Source organism: Rhizobium sp. NLR22b, from assembly GCF_019685295.1.
GTDB lineage: Bacteria > Pseudomonadota > Alphaproteobacteria > Rhizobiales > Rhizobiaceae > Rhizobium.
In genome coordinates this window covers 181,525-206,227 of record NZ_JABDWM010000003.1, presented here as the reverse complement: position 1 = coordinate 206,227, position 24,703 = coordinate 181,525, and the positions used below count along the sequence as shown (strand labels likewise).

Genomic DNA, 24,703 nt, shown 5'->3' with positions numbered 1-24,703 from the left:
TCAAGTTGTTGCCCGGCGATAGAAGGCAAGCGACCCGGCAAGGGCGAGCAGCGCTCCGCCGCATGCCCGCTCCAGCCATAAGGCGCCAGAGGTCTTCAGAAAGCGTACCGCCTGCGAGCCGAAGAAGGCGTAGCCGAACATGATAATAAAATCGATCGCGGCAAAAATGAGCGCCAGAAGCGCATACTGCCCCGGCTGTGGCTGGGTGGGATCGATGAACTGCGGCAGGAAGGCCGAGAAGAACAGGTAGCCTTTCGGATTGGTCGCCGCGACCATGAAGCTCTTCAGGCCGATCGAAAAGGCCGATCGCCCGCCTGGCGCCTCGCCAGATTTCAACGCCGCATCGATGGTGCCTTTCGAGCGCAGCAGCATGATGCCGAGAAAGGCGAGATAGGCCGCACCCGCCCATTTCAGCATCGAGAACCAGAATTCCGATGCCGCAAGCAGCGCCCCGAGCCCGACCGCCACGGCGCCGATCAGCACGAAATCGGAAAGCACCGCGCCGATCATGCCGGCGACCGCGCGGCGCAGGCCATGCCTTGAACCGTTGGTCAGCGCCAGCAGCACCGTTGGCCCCGGTGTCGCGATGCCGACGAAGGAAACGGCTGCAAAAGCGATAAGCGTGACGACATCCATTGTGATCCCTCCAAACCTGGACCGAGACTTGCACGCGCCGCAACCCTTGGCAATGCCGGACCCAGCAACAAAAAAGCCCGCCGCCTCGTCAGGCAGCGGGCTTCATCAGGGATGCGATCGGATCAGATGCCGCTTTGGCCGTCCGATCCGATATAGGCAATGCGCAGCATGTTGGTGGCGCCGGGCGTGCCGAGCGGCACGCCGGCCGAGATGATGATGCGATCGCCTGGCTTGCCGAACCCTTCGTCGGCGACGATGCGGCAGGCGCGGTTGACCATGTCGTCGAGATCGGTCGCATCATGGGTGACGACGCAATGCAGGCCCCAGACGACGGCAAGCCGGCGCGCCGTCTTGATGATCGGCGACAATGCCAGGATCGGCACCTGCGGGCGCTCGCGCGAGGCGCGCAGGCCCGTCGTGCCGGAGGAGGTGTAGCAGACGATCGCCGACAGCTTCAGCGTCTCGGCGATCTGGCGGGCGGCAAGCGAGATCGCATCGGCGCCGGTCGCTTCCGGCTGGGCGCGCTGGGCATAGATGATGCCGGGATAATGCGGCTCGCGCTCGATGGCGCCGGCAATTGACGCCATGGTCGAGACGGCCTCGACGGGATAGTCGCCCGAGGCCGATTCGGCCGAGAGCATGACGGCATCGGCGCCTTCGAAGACGGCGGTCGCGACGTCGGAAACTTCGGCGCGCGTCGGAACCGGCGCCGAGATCATCGATTCCAGCATCTGCGTGGCGACGACCACCGGCTTGCCCGACCGGCGGCAGGCGCGGATCAGCTGCTTCTGAATGCCGGGAACCGATTCGAGCGGCATTTCGACGCCGAGATCGCCGCGGGCGACCATCAAGGCATCGGAAAGCTCGATGATCTCTTCGATCCGCTCGAGAGCCTGCGGTTTTTCGATCTTCGACATCAGACCAACGCGGCCGCGGGCGATCTTGCGCACCTCGGCAAGATCGTCCGGGCGCTGGACGAAGGAAAGCGCCACCCAGTCGACATCGTCGGTGGCGAGCACGGCATCGAGATCGGAACGGTCCTTGTCGGTCAGCGCACCGACGCCAAGCAGCGTGTCGGGAAGGCTGACTCCCTTGCGGTCGGAAATGCGCGTGCCGGAGATCACCGTCGTGACGATGCTCTTGCCGTCGCATTTTTCTGCGCGCAGGGCGAGCTTGCCGTCGTCTATCAGCAGACGGTGGCCAGGCTGCACCGATTCCAGGATCTCGGGATGCGGCAGGTAGACGCGCGTGGCGTCGCCAAGCGCTTCATTGTTGTCGAGCGTGAAGGTCTGGCCGGGTTTCAGGTCGACCTTGCTGTCGGTAAACTTGCCGACGCGCAGCTTCGGTCCCTGCAGATCGGCGAGAATGCCGATCGGCCGGCCAGAGCGCGCCTCGACCGAGCGGATGCGCTGGATGAGCGTTCGCATCAGGTCGTGGCTCGCATGGCTCATATTGATGCGGAAGACGTCGGCACCGGCCTGGTGCAGCTTCTCGATCATCGATTCCTCGGCGGAGGCGGGCCCGAGGGTGGCGAGGATTTTAACTTTGCGATTACGCTTCATCAATTCTGACTTTCTTGCGTCCCTGGGGTGTCGGAGAGTTGAACCATCCAGCTGCCCTGGCGGCCCGTGTCATATTCCTTGAATCCCATCTTCTGGTAACCCCGGGCATAACAATCTTGCACGCCCGAAATCTTGAATTCGTTTTCCGCCACGCACATCTGCACGTCCCCCGTCCACCGTCCTCCCCGGGCGGCGTCCTCTGCGTAGAGGTAATAATAGCGCGACTGCAATTCTCCCTCGATCAGCGTGGCGCAGGTCGTTGCCGGCACCTGCCACCAACCCTCCGTGATCCAGCCGTCCTTGGCCCTGTATCCGATTGCCACCCCGACCAGATTTTGCGTTCCGTTGCAGACGCGAAAATCGGCGCGTGCGGCATCTGCGATGAAGAACGGCATGGCGGCTGCAAGAGCAAACAGGGCGAGTCGGACCAACGGTCCGGACCGCGTGAGGAAACTTGGCGCGGCTTGAATCAACACGGCTCCCAAATAGCTCCACGGTTATTCGTATCCGTGTCTTCTTGCGCCGCCCTCATCCGAAAGTCAACGCAATGCTAATCGATTATATTCCCTTTCATAGCTGGCTGCGGAGGTTCATATCCGCTCTCGCCGCCTGTCACGCTTGAACCGGTCGCGGGCGCATGCAATCACTGGGCACGACTGCGCAATGATCAACGGCAATTCCTTCATGGACGACTTTCAATCCTTCGAAATTCTACCCGGAAAACGTGATAAAGGCATGGTGATCATCGCCGATCACGCGATGAACCGTCTTCCCGCCCGGTATGAGAGGCTCGGCCTGCCTGGGTCGGCCTTTGCCCGCCACATTGCCTACGACATCGGCATCGAGGGCCTGACGCGACAGCTTTCAGCGAAGCTCGGCGTACCGGCAGTGCTCGGCGGTTTCTCGCGCCTGCTGATCGACCCGAACCGCGGGGAGGACGACCCGACGCTGATCATGAAGATCTCGGACGGCGCCGTGATATCAGGCAATCACCCAATCACGCCGCAGGAATGGAATTACCGGATCGAAGCCTTTCATCGGCCCTACCACGATGCCGTGGCAGGCACGATCGACACCGTGGCGAATAGCACCGGCAAGGCACCGCTGGTACTGTCGCTGCACTCTTTCACGCCAGCGTGGAAGAGCATTCCCCGACCCTGGCACGCCGCCGTTCTCTGGGACAGTGACCGGCGCGCCGTCGGCCCGCTGCTCGATATGCTTCGCGCCGATCCCGATCTCGTCGTCGGCGACAACGAACCCTATGACGGCGCTTTGAAGGGCGATACCATGTACCGCCATTGCATGGTGACAGGCATTCCGCATGCCCTGCTCGAAGTGCGTCAGGATTTGATCGCTGATGAAGCCGGCATATCGGCATGGGCCGAGCGCCTGGCGCCGATTTTTGCGGCGATGAATGCCGATCCGGCCCTGCACGAATACGACGTCCACCAGTCGCGCACCGGCCCCTATTGAGGGCCCATGGAATGAAAGGAGAGCGAGATGACCGCGCTCAGCAAGGAACAACAGACCGAATTCGAAGCCGCCGCCTTCCGCCGTCTGATCGCACATCTTCGTGACCGCAGCGACGTCCAGAACATCGATCTGATGAACCTGGCCGGCTTCTGCCGCAACTGCCTGTCGAACTGGTATCGCGAGGCCGCCGGGGCCCAAGGTGTTCCGATCAGCCGGGACGAATCGCGCGAGATGATCTACGGCATGCCCTATGAGGACTGGAAGAACCTCCACCAGAAGGAGGCCTCACCTGTGCAAAAGGCGGCATTTGAGCTGAACAAGCCACACAAATAGTCCGCTTGGCCTTTAACGGGCTTGACCGTGACGCCGCTTCGCGGCAGTCACGTGCATCCAAAATTGATCACCGAAAAATCAGGAGAACACGATGTCTGATGCTCATGGCGTCGCCCGCGATCAGCTTCGCGCTTTCATCGAGCGCATTGAACGGCTGGAAGAAGAAAAGAAGACCATCGCCGACGACATCAAGGACGTCTATGGCGAGGCCAAGGGAATGGGCTTCGATACCAAGATTCTGAAGAAGGTCGTGGCGCTGCGCAAAAAGGACGAGCAGGAGCGCATGGAGGAGGAAGCAATCCTCGACACCTATCTGCATGCGCTCGGCATGATCGAAGCGCCGCCGGAAGGCTGATTTCGCCGACATCGCTGCTATCGAAAGCCGCCGCCTCCGGCGGCTTTTCTTTTGCGCCGGATCCTGCTGCCGACCAACTGTTCAAACGTTCGAACAGTCAGAAGAAAAACCGCCGGATCACTCTGCCGGTTTTTCGGTCTGACGAGATCGGCAGGCTCAGTTCGTGTTGAACTTGCGCACTTCCATGAAGTTGACGGCCGTGCCGCTGAAACGGGCCGGATCGACCGAGGCGGTCTTGACGTTGAAGCCCTCGGCATAGACAGCGGTCGGCTGGGCGCGCATCGTCTGGCTGACGAAGCGCGGCGCCTTGACCTGCTTGGACGCCATTTCGAGACGGGCATTGGTCAGCGCCCACTGCGAGATCATCTTCTGCGTCAGCTTCGGCTCGGTACGCACCGTCGCGCGGCTGGCATCGGCTGCGGCGGCTTCTTTCTGCGTCGGACGGCCGCCTTTGACCGGGAGGGGCTGCGGCGCGGGGCTCTCGGCAGCCGGCGCGTCGAAAGCATCACCGAAGCTTGCCGATTTGGTCGCCGGCGCCAAGGCAGCGAGCTGCAATGACGGCTTTTCGGCGGGCGCCTTTTGCGGCATCGCGGCGGCGATTGCCTGCTCCACGCTCATGCCGGGCTCATGCGAGGCGACTTGGCTTTCCGTATCCTTATTCTGCTGCTCGAGCGCGTCGGCGATGGCAGGAGACAGGCCGCCATCCTGATCGGCTTCGTCTGCCTCCGCTTCCGGATCAGCATCCGCCGCAGCAAGCAGATTTTCGGCAACGGCAGGGCGCTCGACCGGAGTGGGAACCGGCAGTCCGTTCTGCATGTTCGGATCGACCGACGCGACCTCGGCGTCACCAGGCGCGCGGCGCTGACCGAGAAGCGAGGGAACGGGAATGCTGTAGGCGCTGAGATCGGCGAATTGCTGCGGCTGGGCCTGATCGGCAGGAAGCGCCGCGGCAAGGGCCTGCTGCGCGGCGTTACCCGAAGACGGCGCCACCAGCGCGCTGGCCATTTCGCTGCCGGCCGGCTGGTTGCTGAAGGCCGGGCGAACCTGCGGCACCGGCGCGTTCAGGGCTGCGACCTCCGTCTGCTGCGGCTCGGCAGGAGCAGGCTCGACCTTCGGCGGCGTCGCCTTGGCGACAGCAACGGGAGCCGAATCGTCTGTGTCATCTTCCTGTTCATCCGCCCCGCCGCCAAACAGCGCTGCAAACAGCGTCTTGTGTTTCGGCGCCGATTCGGACGCACTGGCGATCTCGATCTGCGTGCCGTTGACGCGGCGCTTGTAATCGGCCATCGCCTGCTGATAGCCGGGCAGCGGCTTGCCGTCGGCCGGAATGTGAATGGTGTTGCCGTTCGGGAAAAGCCGGACAAGCTCGTCGCGGCTCATGCGCGGCCAGGCGCGAACCCCGCCGACATCCATATGCACGAAGGGTGAACCGGATTTCGGATAGAAGCCGACGCCGCCGATCTGCATCTTCATGCCGATGGCCCGCAGCGCCGCAAGCTTGACGTCGGGAATGAAGAAGTCCATCGCCTTGCCGAGCATGTGCTGGCTCTTTTCGGCGACGCCGGAATTGCGCGAGCGACCGCGCAGCATCTCGTTGGTCGCCGGCGAACGGAAACCGCAGACGACGTTGATGTAGTCCCGCGAACCGCTCTGGCGGTAGACTTCCCAGATCAGGTCGAACAGGCGCGGATCCATCTTCGTCGGCTGGTTCTTGCGCCAGTCGCGCAGGAAGCGGTTCAGCTGCTCCAGACCCTTCGGGTCGAACTTGCCGTTACGCTTGTAGGTAATGACGGCTTTTTCGCCGGTATGGATGAAATAGAGCTTGAGGCTGCGGGTTTCGCCCGCTGCCTGAGAAGGTGTACTGACGAATACCGGTGAGGAAACCGCAAGCGCAAGAAGGGCGGCCGCCGCCGTCCTCACTGCCTTTCCGCAGATGTCGGCGCACAAAGAACGCCAGCTCAAGCGCGAAGGCTTGGAATTCCCATTCAGATTCGGCAACTCGATCCCCGTCAGACAGACAATGTCCCGTACTGTCTCAGATGACTGTCAAATGCGGTCACACGATGGCAAAAATGCCACACATGATCAACCTTTTCTTTACATAGTGAACGAGCCACTAACAAGTGGTTTATGATCAGTAACAAATCGTGGTTGCCCGAGTCTTAATAAATGGGGCTTAAGCCGCATCTTTCTGGGGATTATCGGGATCTATGCCGTAATCTTTGAGCTTGCGATAAAGTGTGGACCGGCCGATGCCAAGTTTGCGCGCTACTTGACTCATCTGCCCACGATAGAATTTGAGTGCGAATCGGATGAGTTCCTCCTCGACGTCGGCGAGTTTGCGCACGTCTCCGGAGGGATTGACGCTGGCAATGGCGTTTTCGGAAGTCTCCGGCAGGCGGTGGTGCACCTCACCCGGCATCGGCGCCCGGTATTCCTCGCCGTAGGCTTCATCCGGGTCGAGGCCGGTATTGTCGGCAACGAGCGCCAGGTGGTCCACCACTTCATATTCCGGAAGCTGGGCGGCGATCTGCGGGAAATCCGCCTCCGTCAGCTCCGGCCCTTCGGCGAGAACGACCGCACGGAAGATCGCATTTTCGAGCTGGCGAATATTGCCTGGCCAATCATAGGCGGTCAGCAGTGCCAGCGCGCCTGAATTGACAGTCATGCGGCGGCCGTTCTTCTGCTCGCTGGAGAAGCGGTCGGTAAAGACGCGCACCAGGTGCGGGATGTCTTCCTTGCGCTTGCGTAGCGCCGGAATGGTGATCGGGAAGACGTTGAGGCGATAATAGAGGTCCTCGCGGAAATGGCCGTTCTTGACCTCTTCGATCAAATCCTTGTTGGTCGCCGAGATCAGCCGGACATTGACCTTGTGCGCGGTGCGCGCGCCGACCGTCTCGATTTCGCCCTGCTGCACGGCGCGCAGGAGTTTCACCTGCACCTCGAGCGGCAAGTCGCCGATCTCGTCGAGGAAGATGGTGCCGCCATCGGCTTCCATGAATTTGCCGATGTGACGTTCGGTCGCGCCGGTAAACGCGCCCTTCTCGTGACCGAAGAGAATGCTCTCGACAAGATTATGCGGGATCGCCCCGCAATTGACGGTGACGAACGGCTTGTTCGAGCGGTCGCCGCCGGACTGGATAGCGCGCGCCACCAGCTCCTTGCCGACGCCGGATTCGCCTTCGAGCACGACGGGAATGTTGGACTGAGCCGCCCGCTGGGCGAGATCGATGACGCGGATCATCGCCGGGCTGGCCGAAACGATATCGTCGAAGCCGACCGAGCCCGAGCGCGACCGGCGTCCCGCCCGCGCCTTCACCTCGCGCTGGTCCAGCTTCATCGCATTCGCGATCGAGGTGGCGATCCGTTCGGGTGAGACCGGCTTGACGACGAAATCGAAGGCGCCGGCGCGCATCGCCTGCACCACGGTCTCGATACCGCCCTGGCCCGTCTGCACGATAACCGGGATCTGCGTGCCGAATTCGTGAAGCGCGTCGAGAAATTCGAGGCCGGTCATCTCGGGCATCATCAGGTCGAGCACGATGACATTGAAAAGGCCGCTGTCGCGTTTGACCATTTCCAGGCCGATGCGGCCGTTTTCTGCCTGGTGCACGACATGGCCGTGACGCTCGATTGCGTTCTTGAGCAGACGGCGCTGCACCGGGTCGTCCTCGACCACGAGGATTTGCCCTGCTCCCTTGAGCTCATTGTAACCGGTCATTGTCGCTCCACTTCATGCGAAACCATGAAGCGCACTCTGGCAGAAAGGCTTGAACATCCAGTTTTGAGAAATAATTGCATTTTAACGATTGCGAAGACCCGATTTCGTGCCGAAGCGAGGCCTTTTATGCGCCGAAAGGCCCTTGATGCGGTGCCTTCTCGCGCTTATTCAAACAGACCTGTTATAAAGTGGAGAGGAATTGCGCCCATGAAAATCGAGCCCCTGCACGCCGGCTTTTTTTTCTCGCCAGCAACGCCAGCCGGGGCGGCGGCCGATCCGGCGCTCGGCGACCTGCCGGTCTGGAAACTGCAGGATCTTTATCCCTCCGCCACGTCCACCGCCTTCGTCGCCGACATGGAAAAGGCCGGCAAGGCCGCGATCGCTTTCGAAGAAAAGTGGAAGGGCAAACTCGCCGAAGCAGCAGTGAAGACCGGCACCGAAGGCATCGGCGCGGCGCTGAAGGAATATGAGGCGCTTGACGATATCATGGGCCGCCTCGGCTCCTTTGCCGGCCTCACCTATTTCTCCGACACCACCAATCCGGCCAACGGCAAGCTCTACGGCGACGTCCAGGCCAAGGTCACCGAATTCTCCGGCCATCTCCTGTTCTTCGCGCTCGAGCTGAACCGGATCGACGACGCCGTCATCGACGCTTGCATGGCGAAGGACCCCGATGCCGGCCATTATCGCCCCTGGCTGATCGACCTGCGTAAAGATAAGCCCTATCAGCTCGACGACAGGCTGGAGCAGCTCTTCCTTGAGAAGTCGATGACATCGGCCTCCGCCTTCAATCGCCTCTTCGACGAAACCATGGCGGAACTTCGTTATGAGATCGATGGCGAGAAAGTGCCGCTCGAGGTGGCGCTGAACATGCTGCAGGAGAAGGATCCGGAAGTGCGCCGCAAGGCGGCCATGGCTCTCGCCGAAACCTTCAAGGCGAATATCCGCATCTTCACGCTGATCACGAATACGCTTGCTAAGGACAAGGATATCTCCGACCGCTGGCGCGGCTTCGAGGATATCGCCGACTCCAGACATCTGGCAAACCGCGTCGAGCGCGAGGTTGTCGACGCCTTGGCCGCAGCCGTCCGGGAAGCCTATCCCCGCCTTTCGCACCGCTATTATAAGATGAAGGCGAAATGGCTCGGCATGGAGCAGATGAATTTCTGGGACCGCAACGCGCCCCTTCCGGAAACGTCGAGCGCCGTGATCTCCTGGGCGGACGCGAAGGACACGGTGCTCTCGGCTTACGGCAATTTCGCCCCCGAGATGGCCGATATCGCCAGACGCTTCTTCGACGAGCAATGGATCGATGCCCCGGTTCGCCCAGGCAAGGCGCCCGGCGCCTTCGCTCATCCGACGGTTCCCTCGGCTCACCCCTACGTGCTCGTCAATTATATGGGCAAGCCGCGCGACGTTATGACGCTTGCCCACGAACTCGGCCACGGCGTCCATCAGGTTCTTGCCGGCGCGCAGGGCGCGCTGATGTGCCAGACGCCGCTGACACTGGCCGAGACCGCATCCGTCTTCGGCGAGATGCTGACCTTCCGCGCGCTCCTGGAAAAGACCACCGACAAGCGCGAGCGCAAGGCGATGCTTGCCCAAAAGGTCGAGGACATGATTAACACGGTCGTGCGCCAGATCGCCTTCTACGAATTCGAGCGCAAGCTGCACACCGCCCGCAAGGCAGGCGAACTCACCGCCGACGACATCGGCGAGCTCTGGCTCTCCGTCCAGTCGGAAAGCCTCGGGCCGGCGATCAATATTTCAGAGGGCTACGAGACTTATTGGGCCTATATCCCCCACTTCGTCCATTCGCCCTTCTATGTCTACGCCTATGCCTTCGGCGACTGCCTGGTCAATTCGCTTTATGCCGTCTACCGGAAGGCCGAGAAGGGCTTCCAGGAGAAGTATTTCGAACTCTTGAAGGCCGGCGGCACCAAGCATCATTCCGAGCTCTTGAAGCCTTTCGGCCTCGACGCAACCGATCCGTCGTTCTGGAGCCAGGGCCTGTCGATGATCGAAGGGCTGATTGACGAGCTGGAAGCGCTAGATAGGGCGTAAGTCTCGGCTAAGGCCAGAAAGAGCGAACCTCATGGCGGGCTATTGATCAGCCAGCCGCATTCTGCAACGTCCACGAGGAACCATGACGGCACCCCCCTCTCCCTCATTCCTGTGCTCGTCACAGGAATCCAGCGCGCCCAAGTCCTTGGACGCGGGAGACTCTTCAGGTGCCGGAATTGTGTCATTCACGGCGCAGACGCGCCGTGGCTGGATTCCTGTGACGAGCACAGGAATGAGGGTGGATGTAGCCGCGGTCCCGGCCTACCGCAGCAAGACCATCGCCAGCGTCGGGTGACCAAGCAAGATGCGGCGCAACCATGCCTGATCGCTATATTCTCTTCCGCGACGACACTTCAGGCCAAGTGATGCTTTTCGCCGAGCCCGCCGAGATCATCCTTGCCAGGACGCGCGCCGAATTCTTCGCAGGTCTCGCCCGCATGGAAGAGGCCAAGGCCAAGGGCAAATGGCTTGCGGGCTACATGGCATACGAGGCCGGATATCTCTTCGAAGAAAAACTCGCTTCCTTTGCCGGAGAAGGTCGCGAAACGCCGCTCCTCTGTTTCGGCGTCTTCGACGCACCGCAGCCGGACACGCATCCACTTGCCCAGCCGAAACAGCGTCTCGAAAACGAGGAATTCCTCACCGCCCCGAAGGCCGCCTGGGATTTCCCTATATATAAAGAGCGTTTCGACCGTCTTCACCAGCACCTGCGGCTCGGCGACGCCTATCAGGCGAACCTCACCATGCCGGTTGAAGCTCGCTGGAGCGGCGATCCCCGTGCCGCCTTCTGGTCGCTGATCGGACGCCAGCCGGTGAAATACGGCGCACTGGTCGATCTCGGCGGTCCGCTCATCCTGTCGCGTTCACCCGAACTCTTCTTCCGCACGGATGAGCAAGGCTGGATCGAAACCCACCCGATGAAGGGCACGGCAAAACGCGGCACGACTGCCGCCGAGGATGCCGAAATCATCGCGGCCATGCGGGCAGATATCAAGACCCAGGCCGAAAACCGCATGATCGTCGACCTCCTGCGCAACGACATCTCCCGCATCACCGAGGTCGGCACGCTCAATGTCCCGAAGCTCTTCGACGTCGAGACCTATCCGACCGTCCACCAGATGGTCAGCCATGTGCAGGCCAGACTTCGACCCGGACTATCGATCCGCGACATCTTTGCCGCCCTCTTCCCCTGTGGGTCGATCACCGGCGCACCGAAGATCCGGGCGATGGAGATTCTCCACGTGCTCGAAGATACCCCGCGTGACGCCTACTGCGGCGCAATCGGCATGATCTCGCCGACCGGCGCCATGCGTTTTTCCGTCGCCATCCGCACCGTCACGCTTTTCGACGGCGGCAAAGCTATCTTCAATGTCGGCGGCGGCATCGTCTTCGATTCCACCGCCGAGGCCGAATATGAGGAATGCCTGCTCAAGGCCCGCTTCGCGGTCGGCGACCAGTGGATCGCGCGATGACCGATTTTTCGCTGATCGAGACGCTGCGCTGGCAGCCCGGCGAAGGCTTCATCCGTCTGCGCCTGCATCTGGCCCGGCTTTCCCGCTCCGCCCGTCGCCTCGGTTTTCCGCCGCCGACCGATGCGCAAACAAAGCTCGAAGCAGCCGTTGCCGGCGCTGGCGGCCCGCTGCGCGTCCGCCTGACCTTCGACCCGCAAGGCGAGATCGAGGTGACGAGCGCGCCCTTCATCCCGCTGGCGCCACAGTCCGTTTGGAGTGTCCGTATCGCCAAGACCCGCCTCCACTCCGCCGACAGCCTGCTGCGCGTCAAGACCACACGGCGCACCGTCTACGAGACCGCCCGCGCCGAATATGCTCAGGCGGAAGCCGACGAGGTCATCCTCTTGAACGAGCACGACGAAGTCTGCGAGGGCACCATCACCTCCATCTTTCTCGACGACGGAAGCGGCATTCTGCGCACCCCGCCGATCTCCTGCGGCCTGCTCGCCGGCGTGCTGCGCACCGAACTCATCTGCGGGCGCAAGGCCCGCGTCGGCCGTCTCACACTTGCCGATCTTGACGCCGGCACGCTGTATGTCGGCAACTCGCTGCGCGGACTGATCCGCGCAAACCTTCTCAGGAAATGATCATGTTCATCCTCTCCCTTACCTATCGCAAATCCAACGACGAGGCCGACAGGCACATGGAGCCGCACATGGCCTGGGTGAAGGAGGGTTACGCCAAAGGCTGGTTTCTCGCCTCCGGCCGCAAGGTGCCGCGCACCGGCGGCGCGATCCTCGCCATCGGCGACCGTGCCGCAATCGAAGCCTATGTCGCCGCCGATCCCTTCACTATCCACGACGTCGCCGAATACGAAATCACCGAACTTGCGATAACGACGGCGGTTGAAGGACTGGAAATCCTGAAGCGATGATTTTCGGTCAGATGATCTCGTCGCCCCGATATTTGCCCTTTCCCCGTCAACGCTCTTTATTGTGACGGCGTTTTGTGGTTAGAGCCGGTCACTTCGCAATTTCTGCGGCAATCTCACAAGAATTCTTCAGGCTGAACGCCTTCGTCCCCTTCCACAGGAGAAAAGAATGACGGAACAGAACTATCCGGTATATGCCGAAATTACCGGTCCGATCGTGATGATCGGCTTTGGCTCCATCGGCCGCGGCACCCTGCCCCTGATCGAGCGCCACTTCAAATTCGACAAGAGCCGGATGGTCGTCATCGACCCGCGTGAAGAACCCTCCGACATGGAGATCCTGAAGAAACACGGCGTTCGCCACATTCAGGAATATGTCACCAAGGACAATTACAAGGAGCTGCTGAAGCCCCTGCTGACGAAAGGCGAAGGCCAGGGCTTCTGCGTCAACCTCTCGGTCGACACCTCCTCGCTCGACATCATCAAGCTCTGCCGCAAGCTCGATGTTCTCTATATCGATACGGTTGTCGAGCCCTGGCTCGGCTTCTATTTCGACAAGGGCATGAGCAATGCCGACCGCACCAACTATGCGCTGCGCGAGACGGTGCGCAGGGAAAAGGCGAAAAACCCCGGCGGCGCCACCGCCGTCTCCACATGCGGCGCCAATCCGGGCATGGTCTCCTGGTTCGTCAAGCAGGCGCTCGTCAACCTCGCCAATGATATCGGCGTTAAATTCGAGGAACCGGACCAGCACGATCGCGAAGGCTGGGCCAAGCTGATGAAGAAGGTCGGCGTCAAGGGCGTCCACATCGCCGAGCGCGACACCCAGCGCACCAAGCATCCGAAGCCGCTCAACGTCTTCTGGAACACCTGGTCCGTCGAAGGCTTCATCTCCGAAGGCATGCAGCCGGCCGAACTCGGCTGGGGCACGCACGAGCAGTGGATGCCGAAGAACGCCAAGAAGCACAAGAAGGGCAACAAGGCGGCGATCTACCTGGAGCAGCCGGGCGCCAACACCCGCGTGCGCACATGGTGCCCGACCCCCGGCCCTCAATACGGCTTCCTCGTAACCCATAACGAGTCGATCTCGATCGCCGATTATTTCACGGTCCGCGACAAGGACGGCGAAGTCACATTCCGTCCGACCTGCCACTATGCCTACCATCCGGCCAACGACGCCGTGCTCTCGCTGCATGAGATGTTCGGCAACGGCGGCACCCCGCAGCCGGTCCACCACGTACTCGACGAGGACGAGCTGGAGAACGGCATCGACGAGCTCGGCGTCCTGCTCTACGGCCATGAGAAGAATGCCTACTGGTATGGTTCGCGCCTGTCGCTGGAAGAAACCCGCCGCATAGCGCCCTACCAGAACGCCACCGGCCTGCAGGTGACCTCTGCCGTTCTCGCCGGCATGGTCTGGGCGCTGGAAAACCCGAAGGCCGGCATCGTCGAAGCGGATGAGATCGATTACAAGCGCTGCCTCGACGTGCAGATGCCCTATCTCGGCCCGGTCGAAGGACACTACACCGACTGGACCCCGCTCGACGGTCGTCCCGGTCTCTTCCCCGAGGACATCGACACCAAGGACCCGTGGCAATTCAGGAACGTCCTCGTTCGCTGAAAATCGCCCTCACAGGATTTTGACAATGCCCGCCGCAAGGCGGGCATTTTTGTAACGCTGGCTGTATAAATGGCTCCGCCGCCGCTCCAAGCCTTGCCATCATGGCGAGCGCACGTCATGTTTTGCCCGAAGTTGGCGGGTGACCGCCACGCCGAATCGCCGGGAGAAGCCTTATGAAAATCAGAACTGGTCTTGTTCTTGTCGGTGCAGCGGCCACTCTTGCCGCCTGCGTTTCATCAGGACCGCAACAGCGACCGATCGCAGTCGCGCCGCCTGCAACAAATTCTGTTGAAGGCGAATGGACGGATGCCAACGGCTTGACCTCCGCCTTCACGAATGGACAATTCGTAACCCGCACCAGCGACGGAACGAACACGCAGATGGCATCCGGAACATATACAACAACCCCCGATGGGATCATTCAGATAAACCTTTACTCGAATGTTAAGCGGACGACTTCCCTGGTTAATTGCGCCATGAGCGGCACGAGCCAGCTGAATTGTACGACTGCAACGAATTCGCAGTTCACGCTTACACGTCGTTTGTAATGCTTCAATATCACCCTGCAAAAGCTCCCATTCGGGAGCTTTTTTGTTTTGCGGCATCTTGGAAAGCGCCGCCGCAAACCCAGCTTCCCTCTTGCGACTAGGCGTCGTTTGTTGAAACATCGGCACGCGGGAAACCGCCTGACACCATTATAGGGATTGGCGAGGATCAGGGGGATCTCTCGCCTCAATCAGGAGAACAAGGATGACGAAGTCTTTCAGCTTCGGTCTTTTGACCGCGTCCATGCTGGCGCTGAGCGCGGGCGCCGCCTTTGCCGATTACGAACTCAATATTCTTCACATCAACGATTTCCACTCACGCATCGAATCGATCAACAAGTTCGATTCCACCTGCTCGGCCGAGGAGGAAGGCAAGAAGGAATGCTTCGGCGGCGCCGCCCGCCTGAAGACCGCGATCGACCAGCGCCGCCAGGCGTTATCGGGCAAGAATGTGCTTCTCCTGAATGCCGGCGACAATTTCCAGGGTTCGCTCTTCTACACCACCTATAAGGGCGCGGCCGAAGCCGAATTCCTGAACCTGATGAAGTTCGACGCCATGACCGTCGGCAATCATGAATTTGACGACAGCGAGGACGGGCTTGCGACCTTCCTCGACAAGGTGCAATTCCCCGTGGTGACGGCGAATGTCAAGGCGAGCGCCGCCTCCAAGCTCGGCGACCGCATCAAGCCCTCGCTGGTGCTCGATGTCGGCGGCCAGAAGATCGGCATCGTCGGCGCCGTCACCAACGATACGCCAGAGCTCTCCTCCCCCGGCCCGAATGTCACGATCGAAGATGACGTTCAGACGATCACATCAGCCGTGCAGGACCTGAAAAGCCAGGGGGTCAACAAAATCATCGCGCTGACCCATGTCGGTTATCCCCGCGACCTGGCTTTCATCGCCAAGATCCCGGACGTCGATGTCGTCGTCGGCGGCCACTCCCACAGCCTGCTTTCCAACACCGACCCGAAGGCTGAAGGCCCGTATCCGACGATGGTCGACAATCCGGGCGGCTACAAGGTGCCGGTCGTCCAGGCCGCCTCCTACAGCAAATATCTCGGCGACGTCGTCGTCAATTTCGACGATAACGGCGTCGTCAAGGAAGCCAAGGGCGATCCGATCCTGATCGACGCGTCCTTCACACCCGATCCGGCCGTCGTCACCCGCGTCGCCGAATTGGCAAAACCGATCGAGGAACTGCGCAAAAAGGTGATTGGCTCCTCCGAAAGCCCAATCGAGGGCGACCGGAAGGTCTGCCGCGTCAAGGAATGCTCGATGGGCAATCTAGTGGCCGATGCCATTCTCGATCGCACCAAGAACCAGGGCGTCACCATCGCCTTCCAGAACGGCGGCGGCCTGCGCGCCTCGATCGACGGCGGCGATATCACCCAGGGCGAAGTCATCACTGTCCTGCCCTTCCAGAATACCCTCGCCACTTTTGAAGCAACCGGCGCGGACGTCGTCAAGGCGCTCGAAAACGGCGTCAGCCAGGTCGATCAGGGCGCCGGCCGATTCCCGCAGGTCGCCGGCCTGAAATTCTCGTTCGACCAGTCGAAGCCAGTCGGCAGCCGCGTCAGCGATGTCCAGGTGAAGGAGGGCGACAACTTCGCGCCGATCAACCCGGCCAAGACCTACAAGATCGCCACCAACAACTTCATGCGAGCCGGCGGCGACGGCTATTCGATCTTCAAGCAAGGCAAGAACGCCTATGATTACGGCCCGGATCTCGCCGACGTGACCGCCGACTACGTCGCCGCGCATTCGCCCTATAAGCCCTATACCGATGGCCGCGTCACCGAAATCGGCGCGACCGTGGCACAGGCGCCAGCTGCCGAACCGGCGGCTCCCGCGCCGGCGGCACCTGCGCCGGCCACTGAGCCCGCTCCTGCCCCTGCGGCCCCGGCCGCACCCGCACCAGCCATCGAGCCTGCCCCGGCCGCGCCAGCCCCGGCAACACCGGCAGCTCCCGCGCCCGCGGCGGAACCAGCTCCGGCGGCCTCCGCCCCCGCCGCAACAACGCCTTCCACCCACGTTATCGCGGCCGGCGACACCTTTTGGGATCTCGCCGTCAGCTTCTATGGCGATGGGACGCTGTGGCGGAAGCTTTCGGAGGCCAACGGCAAGCCGAATCCGCACCACCTGACGGTTGGCAAGGAGATCCAGGTTCCTGCAAAATAAGACGATTTGTCTCGACACCATCGGCCGGCTCGGGGTTTCCCGGGCCGGCTTTTCTTTCTATAGGGTGAACCATGTTCTCGAAGCTGCGTATCAGCCGATGAGACAACGAGCGTTGGGGCTAGAATGACAGCAGATATTTCACTTCGCCCGGCGGACCATCCGGCCGTCAATTCAGGCAAGATCGGCGTGCTGCTGGTCAATCTCGGCACGCCCGACGGCACCGACTACACCTCGATGCGCCGCTATCTCAAGGAATTCCTGACCGATCGCCGCGTCATCGAATGGTCGCCCTGGAAGTGGTATCCGATCCTCTTTGGTATCGTGCTCAACAGACGCCCGCAGAAGGTCGGCAAGGCCTACGAGCTGATCTGGAACAAGGAGAAGAACGAAAGTTATCTCCGCACCTACACGCGCAACCAGTCGGAACTGATGACCGAGCGCCTACGGGATCTCGACAATGTCAAGGTCGACTGGGCGATGCGCTACGGCACGCCGTCGATCGCTTCGCGCATCGATGCGCTGAAGCAAGAAGGCTGCGATCGTATCGTGCTCTTCCCGCTCTACCCTCAATATGCGGCGGCAACGACCGCAACCGTCAACGACAAGGCCTTCCAGAAGCTGCTCACGATGCGCTGGCAACCGGCTCTGCGCACCGTGCCCGATTATCACGATAACGAGACCTACATCGAAGCCCTCGCCCAATCCGTCGAAAGACATATTTCCACGCTCGACTGGAAGCCGGAGATGCTGCTCGCCTCCTTCCATGGCATTCCGATGTCCTATTTCAAGCAGGGCGATCCCTATTACTGTCAATGTCAAAAGACCGGCCGCTTGTTGCGCGAGCGGCTCGGGCTCACCAAGGAAAACTTCATGGTCACCTTCCAGTCCCGCTTCGGGCCGGAAGAATGGCTGCAGCCCTATACAGACAAGACGGTGGAGAAGCTTGCCCAGGACGGCGTCAAGCGCATCGCCGTCATCAATCCCGGCTTCGTCTCCGACTGCCTGGAAACGCTGGAAGAAATCGCCGAACAAGCCGCGCATTCGTTCCACGAGAACGGCGGCGACAAGTTCACCCATATCCCCTGCCTCAACGACAGCGAAGACGGCATGAAGGTGCTGGAAAAGGTGGTCCGCCGCGAATTGCAGGGTTGGGTCTGAGAAGAAGATAAAGACCTTTCCTAGAGCCTCCTTTTCAGCTGGAGGTGGTGCATCCGCGTGTCATTTCTTCCTCGCAAAGAACATGCTAATTCACCACATCAGTTGTGAGGCGCTTGCGCATGCGCCGATGGGAGGAAATTTTCATGCTGTTCGGCGGCTTCGACATCGTCGTAATCGTGCTGGTCATCTTCGTCATTCTGGTCCTCTTTGCCGGGATCAAGACCGTACCGCAGGGCTATCGCTACACTATTGAGCGCTTTGGCCGTTATACCCGCACGCTGGAGCCGGGCCTCAACCTCATCACTCCCTTCATCGAGCGCGTCGGAGCGCGGATGAACGTGATGGAGCAGGTGCTGAACGTGCCGACCCAGGAAGTGATTACCAAAGACAATGCCTCGGTTTCAGCCGATGCCGTCGCATTCTTTCAGGTTCTGAATGCTGCCCAGGCCGCCTACCAGGTTTCCCACCTCGAAAATGCCATCCTCAATCTCACCATGACAAACATCCGCTCGGTCATGGGCTCCATGGATCTCGACGAACTGCTTTCCAACCGCGACGCGATCAATGACCGGCTGCTGCGCGTCGTCGACGAGGCGGTGCAGCCATGGGGCATCAAGGTCACCCGCGTCGAAATCAAGGACATCCAGCCGCCGCGCGACCTCGTCGATGCGATGGCCCGCCAGATGAAGGCCGAGCGCGAGAAGCGCGCCCAGGTGCTCGAGGCCGAAGGCGCGCGCAATGCGCAGATCCTCAGGGCCGAAGGCGCCAAGCAATCCGCGATCCTCCAGGCCGAAGGCCAGCGCGAAGCCGCCTTCCGCAACGCCGAAGCCCGCGAGCGACTGGCCGAGGCCGAAGCCAAGGCGACGAAGATGGTCTCCGAGGCGATTGCCGCCGGTGACGTTCAGGCGATCAACTATTTCGTCGCCCAGAAATACACCGAAGCGCTCGCCTCGGTCGGCTCGGCGCCCAATTCGAAGATCGTGCTGATGCCGATGGAAGCCTCTTCCATCCTGAGCTCGCTCGGCGGCATTGGCGCCATCGCCCGCGAAGTCTTCGGTGACGCCGGCAATCCGCCCCCGCCGCGTCCGCGTCCCGCGCCGATCCGCTCTGCGCCGCCGATCAATCCGCCGGCCCCCAATCCCTTCAATCCGGATCCGGAGCGATAAGCCATGCTGGCGAAGATCATCGCGGAACTCGGTCCATGGAACTGGTGGGTTGCAGGCCTCGTGCTGCTCGCCGCCGAAATGATCGTGCCCGGTTTCTTCCTGGTCTGGATCGGCCTCGCGGCCTTGATCGTCGGCGCACTGTCGCTGCTCTTCTGGGACAACGCCTTCTGGGTCTGGGAACTGCAAGCGATCCTTTTTGCGCTTCTGGCCGTCGCCACGACCTTTGCCGGCCGCCGGCTGACGCTGCGCAACGCCGAGACCGACGAGCCCTTCCTCAATCAGCGCGGAGCGAGCCTCGTTGGCCGTACGGCGACGCTGCAGGAACCGATCCGCGAAGGCCGCGGCCGCATCCGCCTCGACGATACGCTATGGCAGGTAATGGGGCCTGATTTGCCTGTGGGAACACAGGTGAAGGTGATCTCGTGTCACGGCCGCGACCTGCGGGTCGAACCGGTCTGATCAGGCGACGCCGATCCGCAGCAGGTCATGGAAGTGCACCAGCCCGATCGGCCGGCTGTCCTCGTCGATGACGATCAGGGCCCCGATGTGGTGCTGGTTGAGCAGCGCCAGGGCGGCCGTCGCAAGCATCGTCGGTTTCACCGTCTTCGGCGTCTTCGTCATGATGTCGTCGACGGCAAGCTCGGCAAGGTTGCGGCTCAGATTCCGAGCCATGTCGCCTTCGGTGACGATGCCGCAGAGCCGCCCATCCCGGTCGAGCACGCCGACGCAGCCGAAATGCTTGCGCGACAGCACGGTGATCGCCTCCGGCATCGGCGTGCCCTTGGTAACGAGCGGCAGCTTCTCGCCGGTATGCATGATATCGGCGACATGCATCAAGCTCGCACCCAGCTTGCCGCCGGGATGAAAAACGTGGAAATCGGTGGCGGTAAAGCCCCGCGCCTCCAGGAGTGCGACCGCCAGGGCATCGCCGAGTGCAAGCTGCATCAGCGTCGAGGTCGTCGGCGCCAGCCCATTGGGGCAGGCTTCCTGTTCGTTCGGCACCAGAAGCACGATGTCGGCGGCCGTCGCAAGCGAGGAAGCTTCGCTGCAAGTAATCGCGATCAAGGGGATCGAGAAGCGCCGCGTGAAGGAAATGATACTCTTGAGTTCGGCGCTCTCGCCGCCTTTGGAAATCGCCAAGACGACGTCATCGCGCGCTATCATGCCGAGATCGCCATGATTGGCTTCGGCCGCATGCACGAAAAAGGCTGGGGTGCCGGTCGAGGCGAATGTCGCCGCGAGCTTGGTACCGATATGGCCGCTCTTGCCGACGCCGGTAACGATGACCCGGCCGGAGATGTCGCCGATGATCTCGACGGCGCGGGTGAAAGGACCGGCCAGTCCGTTGTCAAAGGCCCGTTCGAGCGCTTCAAGACCGCGTTTCTCGGTCTCTATCGTGCGTTTTGCCGATTCGAGCACGCTGTTTTCAACGAGTTTGATCGCTCTTCTGTTCATGGAGATGCGTTAGACCTTTTCACTTTCCAAGTCCACCCCGCACCATTTCCGAATTGTGAACAGCGCCCGCCGGCGGCAACGAATGATTAACCACAACGCTTTACCTTTGAGTAAGAACCGAAAGCATGTCAGGCGAGTGAATGGGGCAGCCAAAACAGACGAGCAGTGTGACGCCGCTCCGCGCGATGAGGCGTGTCGTCTGCTTTACTGCGTTCGGCACCCTGCTGGTCGGCCAGACTGCGGCATTCGCACAGTCCATCTCGCAGCAGCCTGTCGCTAGCCACGCCGCCAGCCAGGACAGTCGCACCACGAACAATGCCGCGGCCGGTTTCGGTGATGAAATCGACGTTTCTACCGCTCCTGTGGCAACGGGTGCGGCGGGAAACCCGGACGACGCCCAGCAGAGGCCCGTCACACCGGACGCGCAACCCGGTGACGAGATTACCGGCTCAATCCTCGATGAGGACATGCGCCGACTGAACACCCGTGAAGCGCGGATCGACGAGACACCGCCGGTCCGCAGGGCTGGCGAAAGTGCCTCGATGGCAGAAACACCCGGTATTCCGATCGGCACCTTCGTGCTCCGTCCGAGCGTGACCCAAAGCATCAACACCGAGACCACCAAGGACGGCAATACCAGGCAACGGCGCGCCTTCCTCGAAACGGATGCAGCCGCGACGCTCACCTCCGACTGGGGACGGCACCAGCTGACCGTCACGTCGGAAGGCGCCTGGCAACGAAATATCAGCGGCGAAGGCGAGGAGCAGCCGTCTTTCAAAGTCAATAGCGATCTCCGCCTGGATCTTGCCGACGACACGGTGGCGCACCTCACGGCCGGTTATAATTTCTACCGCGAGGATACGGACGATCCCGACGCCATCGCCGATGCCACACAGCAGTCAGATGTGCAGGAGTTCACTGCCGGCGCCTCCGTCCAACGCGATTTCGGCATCCTGCGCGGCACGACGGCGCTGGCGCTGAGCCGTTCGATCTATTCCGACGCCACGCTTGCGAACGGCACGACCGTGGAGTTGAACGATCGCAACCAGACGACCGGTACGCTGCGCGGTCGCGTCGGCTACGAGCTGTCGCCCGCGCTCATCCCCTTCATCGAGGCCACGATCGGCCGTACCCTCTATGACGAAACACGCGACTCCGCCGGTTACGAGCGCTCAGGCCATAGCTATGGCGCCAAGGCCGGCGTCGAGGTCGACCTCGGCGAAAAGCTGAAGGGTGAAGTCGGGGTAGGCTACGAAAGGGCGGATTTCGAGGACAGCCGGCTCGCCTCGATCGATACAGCCACGCTCGATGCGAGCCTGCTTTGGTCGCCGATCCGCGGCACCGACGTCAATCTAGACCTGCAGACTAGCATCCAGCCCTCGACCACCGCCGGCGAGAGCGGCTACGTTTCGCATGCGCTGACGACGACGGTCACCCACCAGCTGCGCGACAACCTGGTCGGAACCATGATCGGCGGCGTCATATGGCGCGACTATCCCACCGACAGCACAATCAACGACGAGCTCGTCTATACTGCGGCGACCGGCCTGACCTGGAACATCAACCGCTATCTCGATCTCACCAGCACGCTCGGCTACGAGCTGACGACGCGCAAGGACGGCGATGACTCGCAGCAATGGCGCGCCGGCGTCGGCCTGAAGCTGAAACGCTAAACGCCGCGCCTCCGGTGCGAGGCGCGGCGCTTGATCATTCATAGCTGTGCGCAAACCTTAATTCAGGCCGGCAAGCAGTTCCTTGAAACCGCCTTCGACCGACGGACGGATATCGGCGCGTTCGAGGGCGTAGGCGACGTTGGCCAGGATGAAGCCATCCTTGGCGCCGCAGTCGTAGGTCGTGCCACGGAAGTGGTAGCCGGCGAAATCCTGTTCCTTCAGCAGCTTCAGCATGCCGTCAGTGAGCTGGATTTCATTGCCGGCGCCGCGCTCCTGGGTTTCGAGGATCTTGAAGATCTCCGGCTGCAGGATGTAGCGGCCGTTGATGAAGAAATTCGAGGGCGCCGTTCCCTTGGCAGGCTTTTCCACCATGCCGGTGATGCGGAAGCCTTCGCCGATCGCTTCGCCGACGCCGACGATGCCGTATTTATGGGCCTGATCGGGGGCACATTCCTCAACGGCGATAATGTTGCCGCCGCTCTGGCCGTAGAGCTCGATCATGCCCTTCATGCAGCCCTTGTCGCCCTTCATGATCATATCAGGCAGCAGCAGCGCGAAAGGTTCGTCGCCGACGATTTCGCGGGCGCACCAGACGGCATGACCGAGACCGAGCGGTTCCTGCTGACGGGTGAAGCTTACCGTTCCGGCCTTTGGCAGTTGCTCGGCAAGAAGGGTTATCTCGGCCTCCTTGGCGCGTTCGCGCAGCGTCTGTTCCAGCTCGAAATGAATGTCGAAATAGTCTTCGATAATGTGCTTGTTGCGTCCGGTGACGAAGACCAGATGCTCGATCCCTGCTTCCAACGCCTCATCGACGACGTATTGAATGATAGGCTTGTCGACAACGGTCAACATTTCCTTCGGAACAGCCTTCGTTGCCGGCAGGAAACGCGTTCCCAACCCTGCCACCGGAAAAACTGCCTTACGAACTTTATTGTGATGCGCCACACAGGCCTCCTGCTTTGACTAAATCGCCTTTTAAATAAAGCCGTTCACGTCTGACTAGTATAGAATTGCGACTGTTTTGCAATGGTGACCGCCGCGGGTCGCCATGGTAAAGAATTTGTTGACTCCGTTCCTGTAGTCTCGGGTCTGGGCGGACATGATGCCCCCTGCTGCACCGAAAACTGAAGATGACGGATACGACTGTCGATGATCCAGAATCACAAAAACTCCCTTCGTGGTCTTGCTCTCGCCCTCGTTGTCGCCGCCCAGGTAGGGCTGGCCCCCGCCAACGCGAAAGCCGATTCCCGGTTCCAGAAATGGATCGCGGACTTTTACCAAACAGCCGCTGAGAGTGGCATCAGTAAGGCAACCTATCAAAAGGCCTTTTCCGGGGTGAGCGAACCCGACCCGACGGTGCTCGAAAAGGCGGCCTATCAACCGGAATTCACCTCGAAGATTTGGGACTACATTGATTCCCGCGTTAACCCCTACACGGTCAGGATCGGCCGCGAGATGGCCGTCAAGCATGCGCGGACGCTCAATGCGATCGAGCAGCGCTTCGGCGTCGACAAGACGATTCTGCTCGCGATCTGGTCGATGGAATCGAATTACGGCGCGATTCTCGACAAGGACGACCGGCTGCACTATGTGCCGCGCGCACTGGCAACCCTTGCTTACGCCGATCCGAGTCGGGCCAAATTCGCCAAGAAGCAACTGGTTGCCGCGTTGAAAATCCTGCAGAATGGGGATGTGCCGGCACGTCAGATGACCGGCTCCTGGGCGGGCGCCATGGGCCACACTCAGTTCATCCCGACAAGCTACCTGCTCTACGCTGTCGATGCCGACGGCAACGGCCATCGCGATATCTGGAATTCGGTGCCGGACGCGCTGGCGACCTCGGCCAATCTGCTAATGAAGAACGGCTGGGATGCCGGCAAGACCTGGGGCTACGAGGTCGTCGTTCCCGCCGCAGCCGCCAAGCAGGCCGGCAAGACCCATACGCTCGCCCAATGGGCGGAGCTCGGCTTGAAACGGCCGAACGGCAAGGCCTTCCGCGACGGCGGCACCAAAGCCGTGCTGAAAATGCCTGCCGGAGCCGGCGGTCCCGGCTTCCTGATGACGGCAAACTTCTTCACCATCAAGAACTACAATGCGTCGGACAGCTACGCGCTCGCCGTTGGCCTGCTGGCCGACCAGATCGCCGGCTATGGCGGCATTCAGCAGCGCTGGCCGCGCCCCGACGGCGCGCTCGACATCACCGAGAAATTCGAGCTGCAAACCCGTCTCAAGACGCTCGGCTATTACAATGGTGAGGTTGACGGCAATTTCGGCTCGGGTTCGAAAGCGGCGATATCGGCGGTGCAGGAGCGCATCGGCATGCAGCCCGACGGCGAGCCCTCGCTGCCGCTTTTGAACGCACTTCGCCGCTAGAAGTGGC

Annotated in this window: 22 protein-coding genes; 15 read left to right on the top strand and 7 right to left on the bottom strand. The window is 61.3% G+C overall.

All coding sequences use genetic code 11. The annotated features are described in order from the left end of the window. The 3 genes from HJC00_RS07055 to HJC00_RS07045 form a co-directional block, all read right to left on the bottom strand. Window positions 1–636 (bottom strand): LysE family translocator, encoded by a 636-nt coding sequence (locus HJC00_RS07055; protein ID WP_210629877.1) that lies wholly within the window; start codon window positions 634–636, stop codon window positions 1–3. Window positions 637–758: 122 nt separating this feature from the next. Then, complete coding sequence (pyk, locus tag HJC00_RS07050; RefSeq protein WP_210629876.1) at window positions 759–2,198, bottom strand: pyruvate kinase; 1,440 nt, start codon at window positions 2,196–2,198, stop codon at window positions 759–761. Further along, window positions 2,198–2,683 carry a DUF1036 domain-containing protein gene (locus HJC00_RS07045; protein WP_011426762.1) on the bottom strand — a complete coding sequence of 162 codons (486 nt, stop codon included), beginning with the start codon at window positions 2,681–2,683 and terminating at the stop codon, window positions 2,198–2,200. Before HJC00_RS07045 ends, pyk begins: the two co-directional genes overlap by 1 nt. A gap of 199 nt (window positions 2,684–2,882) precedes the next feature. Here HJC00_RS07045 and HJC00_RS07040 point away from each other — a divergent pair, with 199 nt between their 5' ends. The 3 genes from HJC00_RS07040 (at window position 2,883) to HJC00_RS07030 (ending at window position 4,359) form a co-directional block, all read left to right on the top strand. Further along, window positions 2,883–3,671: an N-formylglutamate amidohydrolase gene (locus HJC00_RS07040; protein WP_221154694.1), complete on the top strand. Its 789-nt coding sequence runs from the start codon at window positions 2,883–2,885 to the stop codon at window positions 3,669–3,671. Between the two features lie 27 nt (window positions 3,672–3,698). Further along, entirely contained in the window at window positions 3,699–4,004 is a 306-nt protein-coding gene (locus tag HJC00_RS07035) for a DUF1244 domain-containing protein (protein ID WP_210629875.1), read from the top strand. A 91-nt stretch (window positions 4,005–4,095) separates the two neighbouring features. Further along, on the top strand, window positions 4,096–4,359 hold the full coding sequence (locus HJC00_RS07030) for a DUF2312 domain-containing protein (RefSeq protein ID WP_008533181.1): 264 nt from the start codon (window positions 4,096–4,098) through the stop codon (window positions 4,357–4,359). A 156-nt stretch (window positions 4,360–4,515) separates the two neighbouring features. Here HJC00_RS07030 and HJC00_RS07025 read toward each other — a convergent pair whose 3' ends face one another. Continuing rightward, the gene (locus HJC00_RS07025; protein ID WP_221122980.1) at window positions 4,516–6,357 is read right to left on the bottom strand and encodes a DUF882 domain-containing protein; all 1,842 of its coding nucleotides are present in this window, start codon (window positions 6,355–6,357) and stop codon (window positions 4,516–4,518) included. A 178-nt stretch (window positions 6,358–6,535) separates the two neighbouring features. Beyond that, a complete protein-coding gene (locus HJC00_RS07020; RefSeq protein ID WP_221122979.1) occupies window positions 6,536–8,080 on the bottom strand; it encodes a sigma-54 dependent transcriptional regulator in 1,545 nt (514 codons plus the stop codon). Window positions 8,081–8,287: 207 nt separating this feature from the next. On the opposite strand from HJC00_RS07020, the gene HJC00_RS07015 reads away from it, so the two are divergent. The 10 genes from HJC00_RS07015 (at window position 8,288) to HJC00_RS06970 (ending at window position 19,654) form a co-directional block, all read left to right on the top strand. Next, window positions 8,288–10,144 (top strand): M3 family oligoendopeptidase, encoded by a 1,857-nt coding sequence (locus HJC00_RS07015; RefSeq protein WP_210629872.1) that lies wholly within the window; start codon window positions 8,288–8,290, stop codon window positions 10,142–10,144. A 317-nt stretch (window positions 10,145–10,461) separates the two neighbouring features. Then, window positions 10,462–11,616 carry an aminodeoxychorismate synthase component I gene (locus tag HJC00_RS07010; protein WP_221154565.1) on the top strand — a complete coding sequence of 385 codons (1,155 nt, stop codon included), beginning with the start codon at window positions 10,462–10,464 and terminating at the stop codon, window positions 11,614–11,616. Beyond that, on the top strand, window positions 11,613–12,242 hold the full coding sequence (locus HJC00_RS07005) for an aminotransferase class IV family protein (RefSeq protein ID WP_221154563.1): 630 nt from the start codon (window positions 11,613–11,615) through the stop codon (window positions 12,240–12,242). The genes HJC00_RS07010 and HJC00_RS07005 overlap by 4 nt, the downstream gene beginning before the upstream one ends. Window positions 12,243–12,244: 2 nt before the next feature. Then, window positions 12,245–12,529, top strand: coding sequence for a YciI family protein (locus HJC00_RS07000; protein WP_221122975.1), 285 nt, complete (start codon window positions 12,245–12,247; stop codon window positions 12,527–12,529). Window positions 12,530–12,695: 166 nt separating this feature from the next. Further along, on the top strand, window positions 12,696–14,147 hold the full coding sequence (locus HJC00_RS06995; RefSeq protein ID WP_210629868.1) for a homospermidine synthase: 1,452 nt from the start codon (window positions 12,696–12,698) through the stop codon (window positions 14,145–14,147). 173 nt (window positions 14,148–14,320) lie between these two features. Continuing rightward, complete coding sequence (locus tag HJC00_RS06990; RefSeq protein WP_210629867.1) at window positions 14,321–14,695, top strand: hypothetical protein; 375 nt, start codon at window positions 14,321–14,323, stop codon at window positions 14,693–14,695. Window positions 14,696–14,897: 202 nt separating this feature from the next. Beyond that, the gene (locus tag HJC00_RS06985; RefSeq protein ID WP_221163806.1) at window positions 14,898–16,871 is read left to right on the top strand and encodes a bifunctional metallophosphatase/5'-nucleotidase; all 1,974 of its coding nucleotides are present in this window, start codon (window positions 14,898–14,900) and stop codon (window positions 16,869–16,871) included. Window positions 16,872–16,994: 123 nt separating this feature from the next. Continuing rightward, window positions 16,995–18,029, top strand: a complete 1,035-nt coding sequence (gene hemH, locus HJC00_RS06980; protein ID WP_210629865.1) for a ferrochelatase — start codon at window positions 16,995–16,997, stop codon at window positions 18,027–18,029. 143 nt (window positions 18,030–18,172) lie between these two features. Beyond that, window positions 18,173–19,195 (top strand): SPFH domain-containing protein, encoded by a 1,023-nt coding sequence (locus HJC00_RS06975; RefSeq protein ID WP_221163805.1) that lies wholly within the window; start codon window positions 18,173–18,175, stop codon window positions 19,193–19,195. Between the two features lie 3 nt (window positions 19,196–19,198). Beyond that, complete coding sequence (locus HJC00_RS06970; protein ID WP_221163804.1) at window positions 19,199–19,654, top strand: NfeD family protein; 456 nt, start codon at window positions 19,199–19,201, stop codon at window positions 19,652–19,654. Here the strand turns inward: HJC00_RS06970 and HJC00_RS06965 are convergent, their stop codons facing one another. Beyond that, window positions 19,655–20,650: an SIS domain-containing protein gene (locus tag HJC00_RS06965; RefSeq protein ID WP_221154556.1), complete on the bottom strand. Its 996-nt coding sequence runs from the start codon at window positions 20,648–20,650 to the stop codon at window positions 19,655–19,657. Window positions 20,651–20,790: 140 nt separating this feature from the next. On the opposite strand from HJC00_RS06965, the gene HJC00_RS06960 reads away from it, so the two are divergent. Next, window positions 20,791–22,323, top strand: a complete 1,533-nt coding sequence (locus HJC00_RS06960) for an outer membrane beta-barrel protein (protein WP_210629861.1) — start codon at window positions 20,791–20,793, stop codon at window positions 22,321–22,323. A 57-nt stretch (window positions 22,324–22,380) separates the two neighbouring features. Here the strand turns inward: HJC00_RS06960 and galU are convergent, their stop codons facing one another. Continuing rightward, window positions 22,381–23,268 (bottom strand): UTP--glucose-1-phosphate uridylyltransferase GalU, encoded by an 888-nt coding sequence (galU, locus tag HJC00_RS06955; protein WP_210629860.1) that lies wholly within the window; start codon window positions 23,266–23,268, stop codon window positions 22,381–22,383. 204 nt (window positions 23,269–23,472) lie between these two features. Between galU and HJC00_RS06950 the strand changes: the two genes are divergently transcribed. Further along, window positions 23,473–24,696: a lytic murein transglycosylase gene (locus HJC00_RS06950; protein ID WP_221163803.1), complete on the top strand. Its 1,224-nt coding sequence runs from the start codon at window positions 23,473–23,475 to the stop codon at window positions 24,694–24,696. The last annotated feature ends 7 nt before the right edge of the window (window positions 24,697–24,703 follow it).